The sequence below is a fragment of the Psychrobacter sp. WY6 genome (assembly GCF_018448495.1).
Lineage (GTDB): Bacteria > Pseudomonadota > Gammaproteobacteria > Pseudomonadales > Moraxellaceae > Psychrobacter.
Genome location: NZ_CP049902.1, coordinates 725,844 through 740,053, shown reverse-complemented (window position 1 = coordinate 740,053; position 14,210 = coordinate 725,844). Strand labels below are relative to the sequence as shown.

Annotated in this window: 14 protein-coding genes and 1 pseudogene; 8 read left to right on the top strand and 7 right to left on the bottom strand. The window is 42.3% G+C overall.

The genetic code is table 11. The features are described 5' to 3' along the window. Window positions 1-43: 43 nt before the first annotated feature. A complete protein-coding gene (locus tag G7Y90_RS03685; RefSeq protein WP_250163426.1) occupies window positions 44-892 on the bottom strand; it encodes an IS630 family transposase in 849 nt (282 codons plus the stop codon). Between the two features lie 596 nt (window positions 893-1,488). On the opposite strand from G7Y90_RS03685, the gene G7Y90_RS03680 reads away from it, so the two are divergent. Next, window positions 1,489-1,827, top strand: a complete 339-nt coding sequence (locus tag G7Y90_RS03680) for a hypothetical protein (RefSeq protein WP_250163425.1) — start codon at window positions 1,489-1,491, stop codon at window positions 1,825-1,827. On the opposite strand, the gene G7Y90_RS03675 is transcribed toward G7Y90_RS03680, so the two are convergent. Continuing rightward, window positions 1,828-2,676, bottom strand: a complete 849-nt coding sequence (locus tag G7Y90_RS03675; RefSeq protein WP_250163424.1) for an IS630 family transposase — start codon at window positions 2,674-2,676, stop codon at window positions 1,828-1,830. It abuts the gene before it with no gap. 59 nt (window positions 2,677-2,735) lie between these two features. On the opposite strand from G7Y90_RS03675, the gene G7Y90_RS03670 reads away from it, so the two are divergent. Then, window positions 2,736-3,698 (top strand): AIPR family protein, encoded by a 963-nt coding sequence (locus G7Y90_RS03670; protein ID WP_349773411.1) that lies wholly within the window; start codon window positions 2,736-2,738, stop codon window positions 3,696-3,698. 143 nt (window positions 3,699-3,841) lie between these two features. Here the strand turns inward: G7Y90_RS03670 and G7Y90_RS03665 are convergent, their stop codons facing one another. The 4 genes and pseudogenes from G7Y90_RS03665 to guaA all read right to left on the bottom strand — a co-directional run bounded on the left by G7Y90_RS03665 (window position 3,842) and on the right by guaA (window position 7,344). Next, entirely contained in the window at window positions 3,842-4,627 is a 786-nt protein-coding gene (locus G7Y90_RS03665; protein WP_250163423.1) for a hypothetical protein, read from the bottom strand. A gap of 72 nt (window positions 4,628-4,699) precedes the next feature. Further along, window positions 4,700-4,855: a hypothetical protein gene (locus G7Y90_RS03660; RefSeq protein WP_250163422.1), complete on the bottom strand. Its 156-nt coding sequence runs from the start codon at window positions 4,853-4,855 to the stop codon at window positions 4,700-4,702. Between the two features lie 177 nt (window positions 4,856-5,032). Then, window positions 5,033-5,383 (bottom strand): zinc-ribbon domain-containing protein, encoded by a 351-nt coding sequence (locus G7Y90_RS03655; RefSeq protein ID WP_250163421.1) that lies wholly within the window; start codon window positions 5,381-5,383, stop codon window positions 5,033-5,035. Window positions 5,384-5,751: 368 nt separating this feature from the next. Continuing rightward, window positions 5,752-7,344: pseudogene (gene guaA / locus G7Y90_RS03650) on the bottom strand (glutamine-hydrolyzing GMP synthase). Window positions 7,345-7,897: 553 nt separating this feature from the next. On the opposite strand from guaA, the gene G7Y90_RS03645 reads away from it, so the two are divergent. From G7Y90_RS03645 to G7Y90_RS03620, 6 genes are all read left to right on the top strand, one after another. Further along, window positions 7,898-9,088, top strand: a complete 1,191-nt coding sequence (locus G7Y90_RS03645) for an FAD-binding oxidoreductase (RefSeq protein ID WP_250163420.1) — start codon at window positions 7,898-7,900, stop codon at window positions 9,086-9,088. Beyond that, window positions 9,060-9,653 (top strand): FAD-linked oxidase C-terminal domain-containing protein, encoded by a 594-nt coding sequence (locus G7Y90_RS03640; RefSeq protein ID WP_250163419.1) that lies wholly within the window; start codon window positions 9,060-9,062, stop codon window positions 9,651-9,653. The genes G7Y90_RS03645 and G7Y90_RS03640 overlap by 29 nt, the downstream gene beginning before the upstream one ends. Window positions 9,654-9,733: 80 nt before the next feature. Further along, window positions 9,734-11,410: a glycerol-3-phosphate dehydrogenase/oxidase gene (locus G7Y90_RS03635; protein WP_250163418.1), complete on the top strand. Its 1,677-nt coding sequence runs from the start codon at window positions 9,734-9,736 to the stop codon at window positions 11,408-11,410. 45 nt (window positions 11,411-11,455) lie between these two features. Continuing rightward, window positions 11,456-12,052, top strand: coding sequence for a xylulokinase (locus G7Y90_RS03630; protein WP_250163417.1), 597 nt, complete (start codon window positions 11,456-11,458; stop codon window positions 12,050-12,052). After that, window positions 12,021-12,791, top strand: a complete 771-nt coding sequence (locus G7Y90_RS03625; protein WP_250163416.1) for an FGGY-family carbohydrate kinase — start codon at window positions 12,021-12,023, stop codon at window positions 12,789-12,791. The genes G7Y90_RS03630 and G7Y90_RS03625 overlap by 32 nt, the downstream gene beginning before the upstream one ends. After that, entirely contained in the window at window positions 12,760-13,020 is a 261-nt protein-coding gene (locus G7Y90_RS03620; RefSeq protein WP_250163415.1) for a hypothetical protein, read from the top strand. Before G7Y90_RS03625 ends, G7Y90_RS03620 begins: the two co-directional genes overlap by 32 nt. Window positions 13,021-13,022: 2 nt before the next feature. On the opposite strand, the gene G7Y90_RS03615 is transcribed toward G7Y90_RS03620, so the two are convergent. Next, a complete protein-coding gene (locus G7Y90_RS03615; RefSeq protein WP_250163414.1) occupies window positions 13,023-14,189 on the bottom strand; it encodes a MalY/PatB family protein in 1,167 nt (388 codons plus the stop codon). Between the last annotated feature and the right edge of the window lie 21 nt (window positions 14,190-14,210).

Genomic DNA, 14,210 nt, shown 5'->3' with positions numbered 1-14,210 from the left:
ATAGTAAGCCTTCGTAAAAAAATACGATATTTGTTTGCTATAGTCAGTTCAAAACAAAAGTGTTATGTCTAGGACAAACATCATAAAATAATTTGGATAAGTCATTTTCCATCCACCCTTGGCGTAGAAACTTCACTTGAGCCCATTTTTTCTCAATAGGGTTCAAGTCTGGGCTGTACGGCGGCAGCCATAGGATACGATGACCATGCCTGTTCAGTAATTTTTGGATACGTCTACTTTTATGAAACCGAGCGTTATCCATGACAATCACGCATTTGGTTTTAAGGCTTGGGATTAGGGTGTGTTTGCACCAATCGTAGAATATGCCGCTGTTAATGTTGTGTTCAAAGTAATCCAGTGCAAATAGCATCTTTTCATATAGAGCCCCAATGACGTTGGTTCGCTTTTTACCTTGCCAGTTGTAGCTGTCGATACAGGGTTTGCCTATCGGTGCATAACCATGAGGACGAATGGTCTGGCTTTCAAAACCGCTTTCGTCCATATACACAATGGGATAACCTTGCTGTTTAAAGTTATCAAGCTTACTCTGATACGCCGCTCTTTTTATTGGACATGCTTTTGGATGCTCTAAGGTCTTTTTTTGACTGATGCCTAGGCGTTTTAAAGCCTCACAAATGGCTGGGGCAGTACAGTTGAACCGTCTTGTCTGCTCATAGTGATAGTCATCAGGGTAACGCTCAACGTCTTTGCGTAGTGCATCATCCGGTATTTTTGATGGCGTAACATTGCGAGTGCTCTTACTATGCAGCCGTTTCTTCCACTTTTGAATAGTGGTTGGACTAATGTCATAAAAAGAGGCTGCCTCGGCAAAGGTCATGCCATCTGCTAAGCTTTTAAGAACTTGTTTGCGATAATCTAGTGAGTAAGTCATGATAATTGAGTATATCTGTTGAGATGTTTTATCTTATAACATTTTTATACTTAATGCACTATATGACAGTATAATTAAATATCATCAATGTATATAATTAGTGATAATAAAACCCTTTCAATTTAAGGTTAAGTCTATGCACGTTATTTTAAAAAAACACAGAGGAAATAGCTAAACAATTCGAGATAGATGAAAATGAAAGTACCTTATTTGAGATTTACTGTAATTACTGTGTTGTATCGAAGTCTTTTCTTGGAAGATTTAATCCTTTCAATGTTACAACAAAAGAAGACGATGCCTCCATTGATGGCTTAGCTTTCATAATAGACGGTGAACTTATATTATCAGAGGACGATGCTCTTCAGGCTTTCGATACACATAAAACTGGATTAAATACGAAGCTTATTATTACTCAATCAAAAAGTGGCGAGAGATTTGTAAAAGATGAAATAGCAAACTTTGGATCAGGTATTAAAGACTTCCTTTCGCTAGATCCAAAGCTACCTAATGGAGAAGTTAACCTAGAAGCTTTAAAAATATTAAATGTAATACTAGACAACCTTAATAAGGTTGCAAATAAACTCCCTGATATAGAGATGTATTACTGTACAAGTGGTGTATATAGTAGAGAAAGAGAAATAGTTGCTTCTTTTCAGATAATTGATAGAGACGTTAATAATCTAGGTATATTCAGAAATATACTGATTGAACCTTTAGGTAGAAATGAATTAATTAAGATTTGGAATAGTATTAATTCTACCAATGAAGCTAAACTACATCTTCAAGAGTACTTTGGTATTCCCGAAATGCCTAATATACCTCAGTCATATATTGCACTTATTAATGCTAGAGAATTTGTAGATAAACTTTTAAGAGATGAAAATGGAAACATCAAAAACGAAGTTTTTGAAGAGAATATACGAGCTTTTCTATAGTCAGTTCAAAACAAAAGTGTTATGTCTAGGACAAACATCATAAAATAATTTGGATAAGTCATTTTCCATCCACCCTTGGCGTAGAAACTTCACTTGAGCCCATTTTTTCTCAATAGGGTTCAAGTCTGGGCTGTACGGCGGCAGCCATAGGATACGATGACCATGCCTGTTCAGTAATTTTTGGATACGTCTACTTTTATGAAACCGAGCGTTATCCATGACAATCACGCATTTGGTTTTAAGGCTTGGGATTAGGGTGTGTTTGCACCAATCGTAGAATATGCCGCTGTTAATGTTGTGTTCAAAGTAATCCAGTGCAAATAGCATCTTTTCATATAGAGCCCCAATGACGTTGGTTCGCTTTTTACCTTGCCAGTTGTAGCTGTCGATACAGGGTTTGCCTATCGGTGCATAACCATGAGGACGAATGGTCTGGCTTTCAAAACCGCTTTCGTCCATATACACAATGGGATAACCTTGCTGTTTAAAGTTATCAAGCTTACTCTGATACGCCGCTCTTTTTATTGGACATGCTTTTGGATGCTCTAAGGTTTTTTTTTGACTGATGCCTAGGCGTTTTAAAGCCTCACAAATGGCTGGGGCAGTACAGTTGAACCGTCTTGCTCTCTCATAGTGATAGTCATCAGGGTAACGCTCAACGTCTTTGCGTAGTGCATCATCCGGTATTTTTGATGGCGTAACATTGCGAGTGCTCTTACTATGCAGCCGTTTCTTCCACTTTTGAATAGTGGTTGGACTAATGTCATAAAAAGAGGCTGCCTCGGCAAAGGTCATGCCATCTGCTAAGCTTTTAAGAACTTGTTTGCGATAATCTAGTGAGTAAGTCATGATAATTGAGTATATCTGTTGAGATGTTTATCTTATAACATTTTTATACTTAATGCACTATAGGTGAAACTCCTGTCAATAATAAAATAAGAACCACTTTAGAAGATTCCAACAAGAAGAAAATATTTTCTGTTCTAAATAATGGAATTACTATCGTTACTCCTGAATTAACCTTAACACCTAACTCAAAAGAGATACATTTAAAAAACTATCAAATTATAAATGGATGTCAGACTAGTAACACTCTATTTTACAACTATGAACATTTGAATGAAGATACTAATATAGTTGTCAAATGTATAGAATCTACAGATGAAGAATATATTACTGAAATCATTTCTGCTACAAACAGTCAAACCGAGATACCTAAAGAATCCTTCTTTTCACTTAAAGAAAAAACCAAACAAATACAAAGTTTTTTTATCATTCAAAATGATGCACAAAGTAGCGATAACAGGATATATTTTGAGCGAAGAGAAAATGAATATAAACAATATAATCATCAACAATCTAGAATATTCGACATAAAGCTTTTATGTCGAGCTTACAACGCAATGTTCCTTGATCAACCTCATAACTCAGCACGCTACGTTGCCAAAATATTTGAGATTCAAGGAGAAAACTTATTTAAAGAGACAGATCAAGAGATCTCTTATTATGTTGCCGCTTTAACTCATTATAAATTAAACTCTTTAATCAATAGCAAAAAGCTAGATGCAAACACACATTCAGCGTTGCGTTGGCATGTACTCTTTATCTTCAAACACCTAGTTCATGGAGAAGTAAAAAATATTCAGCCAAACTCTAAAGGTATGAGTAAGTATTGTGAAAAGATACTAAAAGTCTTAACTTGTTCTAATAAAGAATACGAACGATACTTTCAAGAGAGTTTTAATATAATCAATAGTATAACTTACCCTTCTAGAGATGTTTTAAAACGTGCTAAGTATCAGAGCGACCTACTTGAAGCTACAAGGATATACTTGGACTCTAAAAGCCAATTAGAAATACCATTACCTTAATATAATTTTATTGACAAAAAGACACCCAACTCAGTTGAGTGTTTTTTTGTTTTCAGCTAAAGACTAAGTAGAGGTTTATTCCCACTCAATCGTCGCAGGCGGCTTGCTGGACACATCATAAGTCACTTTTACGTTATCAACAGTTAACCACACGCCCAATCAAACTCATTATTCAGCAAATCAATTTGTCCATTGCCACCGCCCATATTGGCATCGCCAAGCGTTTCTTCAAACTCAATATAAAAAGGGCTAAATTCTGGTATCGCTTGAATGGGATTGGCCGTACCACCAAAATGACTTTTTGCATGAAACCTATCAAGCTTTAACATCTCACCTTTTTCAGAGAACATCGGAATATAAGCGTTCACATCATCTTCATCTGCCCACTCATCGAGCATCTTGCCAATGTTAGGATCATCTATTCGGACAACGTGCTTAATAAACTGAGCGGGTTCATCTTTGACAAAGCAAGTGCTACTCCACGCTTCAATTTCATAGTCTGGATATATACCATCTTCTTTACTAGGCAATGCTGTCGCTTCCTCTTCAAACTCCTCCTTGGTTAGCCAAATCAATGTCCAGCCACCACCAATCATATCTTCAAGATAGATTTCTTGAGGGTGACGATGGTTAGCATAGCGACTCAGTGACGCCCAAAAATTCTCAGCGTCTGTATCATTTACCTCAGTGAGATTAGCAATCATATCTTCAACACCGTCTACCCTATCTTCAACATGATCATCCGCTTGAAAAAGCGATATTGCCACGAGATCTTTCCCTTTTATGCGATACGCTTCAGGCACTAATATCGTCCATAAGTGCGCCATCGGTAGACCGTTAATCCTGCTTCGCGGCCATTGAGCCGTGGTGATGCCGACTGGGCGACCAAAAGCCCAACCTTGCCCATAATCCTTATCCGTTAGTTCCAAATCATATGTTGTTTTAATGGTTCCATCACTTTTGTCTCGCCTCCTTAGATTAACCTTATTTTATTAGACGTACTACACCAACCAATACCACTCAGGCGCAAACAAATAGGACATACCCATAGATAGCAATACTGATAATATGCTACCCACGATGGCGCCAACCCATGACGTACCACCCTTTGCCGCTAACTCCTGTTCGACCGTCGCTGGGTCAGCTGTATTACTCATGACTTTTTTTATATTTTTGACGCTGTGACTAAAGTAAAAATAATTACCTAAAAGTCCTGTCAGTACTGCCCATGCGAAAAAAAGCTGGTTTGACCTATAGAGCTATACGCCTCCATACCGAGCAGATGCATTAAGACTAAATCAACTGCATTAATGCCAAGTACAATAAAAAAGCGACTAGTACATTTTACGATAGCATAACCAAGATGTTCCCAAGAGCAGTCCAGCAATATTAAAACTGTGAATGCTCGAACCATCGTTATTAACTTCTAGGCGTGGCTCACTATCTTTAAACCATTTATTACGGTAGAAATCATCATAATTTTTACCAACGAAAGCTGCCAATAAAGCATCGGCATTTTCAGAACTGGAAGCTGAATGGTTTTGCGGGATTTGCGCATCTTTAGAAATATTAACTGGCGTTAATGGTGGCGGTGTTTGTGCTTGAACGTCAGAGAACTGATGCCCACATTTTGAACAAAATCCTGCCTCGCTTGAATTTTCTTGATTACAGTTATTACAAAACATCTTATCCCTTAATTTTACTAAATACTGAACGATTGATAGGCTTATCTCGACTTTAATAAATAATAGCCAATTAAAGTTGGCTATATTATAGATAATAAAGACAAATGTTCAATGAAAAATTAGAGGATTCTTAGTTGCCTGTTTTTTTTAACCAAAAAAACACCCAACCAAGTTGAGTGCTTTTTTATCGCTATATTGAACTAATCTAATTCTTGATCAGTCGTATATCAATTCATAAAAGATGAGTTGAAAAGCTATTTAGATAAGTTTACGTAGTCTAAAATGGTAACAAGGCAACCGAGCGCAGATAGTACGGTTTGTACATCTAGCTAGGTTAACACCGTTACCGTTTAGAATACTTAAACGGTTTATTCCCACTCAATCGTCGCAGGCGGCTTGCTCGACACATCATAAGTCACACGCGAGACTTCAGCGATTTCATTCATTATACGATTCGATACCGTCTCAATCAAATCATATGGCAGATGCGCAAAGCGGGCCGTCATAAAGTCTACGGTCTCAACCGCACGTAACGCAATCACCCACGCATAGCGGCGACCATCACCGACCACGCGACCGATTTAATCGGTTGGAATACCGCAAACGCTTGCGCGGTCTTTTCATACCAGCCTGATTTTTCTAACTCTTCCATAAATATAGCATCAGCAGCACGCAGAATATCAGCGAATTCTTTGGTAACTTCACCAAGGATACGCACGCCCAGGCCCGGTCCTGGGAACGGATGACGGTTAATCATCTTCGCTGGTAAACCAAGGGTAATGCCCAATTTACGGACTTCATCTTTAAACAAATCACGTAACGGCTCAACCAATTCAAATGCCAAATCATCTGGCAAACCGCCAACGTTATGATGGCTCTTAATCACGTGCGCTTTACCTTGATGCGACTTCGCTGATTCGATAACGTCTGGGTAAATCGTGCCTTGCGCTAAGAATTCGATGACTTTACCATCGCTTTGCTCACTGACTTCACGGGCACTATTAGCGAATACATCGATAAAGGTTTTACCGATGATTTTGCGCTTGGCTTCTGGATCAGACTCGCCAGCCAATGCGGTTAAAAATAACTCTTCAGCATCAACACGAATCACTTTTACACCCATGTTTTCAGCAAAGATTTGCATCACTTGGTCGCCTTCGTGCAGACGCAAAAGACCAGTATCAACAAACACACGTTAGCTGATCGCCAATCGCTTTATGCAATAATGCTGCGACGACTGAGCTATCTACACCACCTGAAAGACCGAGCAATACTTGCTTATCACCGATTTGCTTTTTGAGTTGTTCGATACGCATATCGATGATGTTGTCAGGCGTCCAGCTACCAGCGCAGCCACAGATTTCATGGACAAAACGTCCTAGTAATGCAGAACCTTGTGCGGTATGCGTGACTTCAGGATGGAACTGCAAACCATAATAATAGCGCGAATCATCAGCCATAATCGCAATCGGGCAGCTTGGCGTACTAGCGACGATATCGAAGCCTTGTGGGGCATCGACCACTTTATCGCCATGACTCATCCACACATTTAGCTTCGCTGCTGCGTCTTCGATACCATCAGTCAGCGTTGATTTGCCATCGATATTGATGGTTGCTGCGCCAAATTCATGGATATCACTGGCATGAACTTTACCACCGAAGCGCTCTGCCATCGCTTGCATACCGTAGCAGATACCCAATACGGGTACGCCTAGATCAAATACGGCATCATTGATGCGTGGGCTGTCATCTGCGTGCACGCTCTCAGGACCGCCAGATAAGATAACGCCTTTTGCGCCAAAATCGGTAATGCGCTGAGTGTCGATATCATAAGGGAACATCTCACAGAATACGCCTGAATCACGGACACGGCGGGCGATAAGCTGGCTGTACTGTGAGCCAAAATCGAGAATTAAGATGCGATCTTCTTTAATAGTAGGAACGTTGGCAGCAGTTGTCATAACGTAGTGTCCATCAATAAATAAATTGGTGCGCTATTTTAACAAGTTTGAGCAGTCTATTGGTTATAAAAATACGCTAATCTACCAACTGACATATACTATCTCATTAGACCAGTATATTCTCGAACTTTATTTCATTTTTATAAGGATTTCATTTATTTCCTCCATCCATAAGAAATCATAACAAGGCGTTATAGAAATGAGCAAAATCAAAAAGCGGTTTATTGGTCTCGTAAAGCAGCTATTATGCTTTTTTATATAGCATTCTACAGAGAAGCTTGTATCAGTGTCGACTATGATTAACCTGTACTATTCGGCAACACATGGACTTCATCTGAAATCTTCTCAAGCTTAGTCTCACCGCATTGGTACTTTTATATATTAGGGTTTATTGGTGTTATTTGGCACTACTTAGCGCATAGACTGATGGTTTTGGTGGGGAATAAAGAATTAGCAAGTCGGAACAGCACACCAATCGTTGTTGACTAATGTACAGAAAACAGTTACTTATTATAGTCACAGATAATCATAATAAATTGACAGGTATGTCCCTATGAGCAAAATCAAAGCCCTTATCCGAAAACGCCCTAAATCTGCCCAGTCTAAAGCTACTTCAGTCAATTCTGATAACCAAAATACCAATAACACCAGTATAGACGCCGCCTTAAAAGGTCATACGGCAAATACCCCAATCGAGCAAACGCGCTGGAATGGCTGGGGCAATATCAATATTAATAAAAAAGTCTCAGCACATGGGGCGAAACTGATCAAATCGTACATTGGTAAAACCAGAAAACTATCATCAGTGAGCTTACAGCAAGTACTTAAAACCGTGCCCAAATCGCGCTTGCCTGTTGCTATGACTGAGTTTGATACCGTATCTGTCGATAACGAAGTGAGACTTAGACACGCCCGTGGTCAAAGCTTTCCAGACTGGATAGCCATGCATGGTGGCGACTTTGAAGCCTTTCCTGATGGGGTCGCTTTTCCTGAATCGACCGCTGATGTCGAAACCTTATTAAAGCTAGCGAGCGAGCACGACCTTATCGTCATTCCTTTTGGCGGCGGCACTTCAGTAGCGGGTCATATCAATCCGCAAAAGGGTTCGCGCCCCATATTGACCATCGCCATGAGCAAAATGGATCAGCTGATTAACTTAGACAGTGAGAGCCAAATTGCTACCTTTGGCGCAGGCACACAAGGTCCAGCGGTCGAAGCGCAATTAGACGCACACGGCTATCGTTTGGGACATTATCCTCAGTCTTGGGAGCTATCGACCCTTGGCGGCTGGATTGCTGCACGCTCTAGTGGTCAGCAGTCTTTAGGCTACGGGCGTATCGAGCAGTTGTTTGCTGGTGGTACGTTGGTGACGCCACAAGGCGTGCTCAATATTGCGGATATTCCAGCGTCAGCAGCAGGGCCTGATCTGCGCGAGATGATGATGGGCACTGAAGGTCGCACTGGTATTTTTACTGAAGTCAAAATGCGGGTGCAGTCGCAACCAGAAGAAGAGCTATTTAAAGTGGCATTTCTGCCTAACTGGGAAGCGGGTAAAGAAGTGCTTAGACAAGCCGTGCAAAAAAATGTTCGCCTATCGATGTTGCGTCTAAGTAATGCTGTCGAGACTGACGCGCACTTGCATCTGGGTACAACCCCTAGTCAATTTTTAGCCATTAGCACTTATCTAAGCGCGCGGACTCAGCTCAAAAAAAGTCATGCTCACTTATGGCGTCTCAGGGGATAAAGCACAAAATAAATTGGCACTGACGCAGTTTAATAAGCTATTAAAACAGCAAGGCAGTGTCACGGGCAAAATAACCGATATCATGGGCAGTGTCTGGGCGCATGGACGCTTTAAATTTCCTTATTTGCGTGGCACCTTATGGGAAAAAGGCATCATGGTCGATACCTTTGAGACCGCAACCAACTGGAATCATATCGACGAGCAGATGCAGCAGATGCAAGAAGCGGTGAAAAACGCTTTGAGCGATGAAGGCGAAAAAGTGATGGTCTTTACTCATATCTCTCATGTCTATAAACAAGGTGCCAGTCTTTATACCACCTACTTCTTTAGAGCAGCACAAGACCACGCTAGTACCTTAAGCCGCTGGCAAAAAATCAAACATGCCGCCAGTTCAAGTTTGGCCAATGGCACAGCGACGATATCGCATCAGCATGGCGTCGGCCGTGATCACGCACCTTACTTATCAGCTGAAAAGGGTGAGCTAGGTATCCAAGTAACTGCTGATATGCTCAAAAGCTTAGATCCTGAGCAGCGTATGAATCCAGGCGTTTTAATCGAAGATTAGAAGCCAGTTACAGCCCGATCAGAAGACTTAGGAACATTGAGTCACTGATTAACCTGAGTCCAAATTACGACGGATCATTTATGAACCAAGCCAATCAGCATGATCAATATCAGCAACGCCAGCAAGCATTAGCGCCTTTATCTCGTCGCTCGTCTCAAGTAGTACCGTGGGATATACTCATCATCGGTGGCGGCATTACTGGTGCAGGTATTGCTCGCGAAGCAGCACGGCGCGGCTTAGCAGTTTTATTAATCGAGCAAAAAGACTTTGCGTGGGGCACGTCCAGCCGCTCTAGTAAAATGGTACATGGCGGGCTGCGCTATATTGCCTCAGGTGACTATAAAACCACTTTGCTTAGCGTGCGTGAACGTGAGCGCATGCTCAGTGAAGCAAAAGGTCTGGTCAACGAGATGCATTACGTCATGCCACATTATAAAGGCAAGTTTCCACCGCCATGGATATTCAATACCTTGCTACGTGTCTACGATGGGCTCGCGGGCAAGCGCTACTCTAAATACTTTAAAAAAGACGCTTTTTTACAGCTTAATCCGCACATCAAGCAAGAAAAATTTTTGGGCGCCAGTCAGTTTAGTGATGCAGTGACCGATGACTCACGCCTTGTGATGCGCGTACTTGATGAAGCCATCCATGATGGTGCGCAGGCGATTAACTACCTTAAAGCCGAATCATTGATTACTAATGAGCAAGGCTTAGTAGTTGGCGCAACTTTAAAAGACACTGCTTCTAATGATAGCAATCATACTTACGATATTCATGCCAAAGTGGTAGTTAGTGCTACGGGTGCTTGGGCGGATACTCTAAGAATGCAGGCAAGCAAACAAACAGAACAAAGCTTTCATAAACAAATTCGCCCGTCGCGTGGTAGCCATCTGGTGGTCAGCCAAGAGCGCCTACCGTTGCAGCAAGCCTATACCTTTTTGCACCCTATCGACAAAAGAGCCGTCTTTGTCTTTCCATGGGAAAACCGTACCGTCCTTGGTACCACCGATTTGGATCATCCGCCATTAGACGATAACGAAGTCGGTATCACTAATGAAGAGGTGGATTACCTATTGGCAGCGACCAATAATCTCTTTGATAATGTAGACATTAGCCGCAAGGATGTCATCAGCTCATGGGCAGGCGTGCGTCCACTGATTTCTGATGGCGGTGATGGTAAGCGTGTCAGCCCGAGTAAAGAAAAACGCGACCATAGCGTTTGGTTGGATAATAATTTAGTGACCGTCAGTGGCGGCAAATTAACCACCTTTCGCCTAATCGCCCTTGATGTACTGAAAGTTTGTCAAAAGGTGCTCGAACTTGACGAGTCTACTACCGAAGATAATGTCGTATATAGCGACCAAGTCTTTAGTAATCAAACTCCGACTAATCCAAAATTCAAAACACTACCAAAACCTCTACAACAGCGTTTACAAGGGTTTTACGGTCTAAAGCTTGATACCTTATTAGAATTAGCTCATGACGATGATTTAACTTATGTGACTGATAGCAATACCATTTGGGCAGAAATTCGCTTTGCGGCCTGCTGTGAGCAAGTTATTCATTTAGACGATTTATTATTACGCCGTACGCGCCTAGGATTGATACTGCCACATGGCGCAATGACGCCATTAATTAGCGATAGGCTCAAACAAATATGTCAGCAAGAGCTCGGCTGGGATGAGCAAAAATGGCAGCAAGAAGTTGAACGCTATACCCAATTATGGCAACGCTATTATCACCTACCAGCAGCTTAAAGCTTATTTTTATTACTGCTTATCACTACATAGTTAAGGATGACTATGACCAATCACTTTGATGCCCCTATCTATTTCTTAGCTATCGACAATGGCACCCAAAGCGTCAGGGCGCTGATCTTTGATCAATTCGGTAGCGAGATTGCCAAAGCCCGCGTCATTATCGAGCCGTATTTTTCAACGCAGCCAAATTTTGCCGAGCAACATGCCGATTATTATTGGCAAAAATTAAGCGAAGCTTGTCAGCAACTCTGGCAAACCTGCGCTATTACTCCTGAGCAAATCGCTGGTGTCAGTCTCGCCACCCAGCGCTATACCATGATATGTTTGGACAAGGATAAACAACCGCTACGCCCAGCCATTGTGTGGATGGATTTGCGTCGCGGCGAAACCAATGACATAGGCTTGCTCAATCCACTCACCAAAGTCATCGGTATGGGCGAGCTGGTACAAGAGGCACAGCAAAAAGCCCGCTGTAATTGGCTTGCTCATCATGAACCAGAAATGTGGGCAAAAACCGCTCATTATGTCAATTTGTCCGCCTATCTCACCTATCAGCTCACAGGTGAGCTTATCGACTCCGCCGGTCATGCTTTAGGCTACCTGCCATATGAACAAAGCCCAAGCTTGGCTAAAAGCTAAAGATCTCAAATGGCGATTGTTTAGCTGTCGACCCGACCAAATGCCCAAGATTGTGCCGCCGGGACAGCCACTCGGTTCTATTAGTACAAAAGCAGCCAAAGCCACGGGGATTTTAGAGGGCACGCCGATGATTGCTGCCGCCAGTGATAAGGCTTGTGAAGCATTAGGCTCTGCAGGTCTCGCTGCAGAAACCGCCTGTCTAAGCTTTGGCACTACTGCGACGATTAATACCACGTCGAGCAATTACGTCGAAATCCTTAAGCACATGCCCGCCTACACTGCCGCTGCGCCGAATTACTATAATCATGAGTATATGATCTATCGCGGCTTTTGGATGGTCAGCTGGTTTAAGGAGCAGTTTGCCCACTATGAAGAACAGCTGGCAAAGACGCAAGGCATTGATACCGAAAAACTCCTCGATCAAGCGGTGAAAGACATTCCAGCAGGCTGTATGGGATTAATGATGCAGCCATACTGGTCACCCGGTGTTCGTCATCCGGGACTTGAGGGCAAAGGCGCGCTCATTGGATTTGGTGATGTACACACGCGAGCGCATGTTTATCGCGCTATCCTAGAAGGGCTTGCCTATGAGCTAAAACTTGGTTTTGATACCATTGAGAAGCGTACAGGCAAACCCATCAAACACTTGCGTGTGTCTGGTGGCGGCTCTCAAAGTGACTCAGCCATGCAGCTGACGGCAGATATCTTTGACATGCCCGCTTATCGACCGCACTTATGAAGCCTCAGGCTTAGGTGCTGCCATCAACTGTGCAGTGGGGCTCGGCGTTTATTCCGACCATTTAACCGCAACTCAGGCGATGACCCATTTGGGTGATGAATTTATGCCCATTGACGCCAACGTCCAGCTCTACAAACGTCTTTATAATGAGGTTTATCTCAAAATGTATGAGCGTCTAAAACCCTTATATCAAAGTATTCAGGACATTACTGGTTATCCTGCTAAATGATATTACTGTTTAAAAGCATCGCTATTTAATGCAGTATGCATACGAGTTAGCCCTTCTATAAGCAGCGCTTTAGGGCACGCTACATTAAGGCGCATTTTAAGATGCCCTTCATTACCATATTTGATACCTGCACTCAGCTCAACCTTAGCGGCTCTTAGTGTGTCATAAAGCATTTGATCGTCTTGCGCATATGCCGAGCAATCTAGCCAAATCAAATACGAAGCTTCTGGACGCATCACCTTAATTTTAGGTAAATGCTCTTCTAAAAAGCTAATGGTTAATTCAATATTGGCTTCAATATAAGTCAGCGCCTGCGCCAACCACTCACCACCTTCTTCATAAGCACGACGCATAGCCGTATAAGCAAATAAATTTAGCTCATGCTCGTCACTCAAGCGCTGCTGCTGGTTCATTTTACTGAGTAATGCACTGTCTTTAGCAAAAATCATAGAGCCTTTGATACCGGCAATATTAAAGGTTTTGGTCATCGAGGTTAGGCTGACTACTTTGTGCTCATAGCCTGTTGCTAGAGTTAAAAAGGGAATAAAGGTGTGACCACTCAAAGTTAAATCTTGATGAATCTCATCACTCACAATCGCCACATCGTGCTTTTTGCAGATTAAAAGCAGCGCTTCAAGCTCATCCGCTATCCATACACGTCCGCCCGGATTATGCGGATTACACAACAAATATAGCTTAACTTTATGCTCGATAATTTTATCTTCTATATCAGCTAAATCCAGATAGTATCGCCCCTCATTCTCCTGTAATGCAGAAGTCACAAGCTTACGATTATTGTCCAAAACCTTGGTCATAAAAGGCGTATAAATCGGATCATTAATGAGTACCGCATCCCCTGCCTCGGTAAACACCTTCATCATCAGCACCAAACTTGGCACGACACCCGGAGAAAACAGGATATCCTGCTGCTCCAGCCACAAGTCATAACGACTGCCATGCCAGTCGATAATCGCTTGATACAACGGCTCGGTCGGCACGGTGTAACCCAATATGCCATGCTGCGTTACTTGCTCAATCGCCGCTAAAATAGGCTGGGCAGTCTTAAAGTCCATATCTGCGACCCATAGCGGAATCGTGTCATCGCTATAATGCCATTTAAACGACCCCGTATCACGTCTGTCTATTATCTCATCAAAGTTATACTGCACCGATGCTCTCCTTTACGGTAG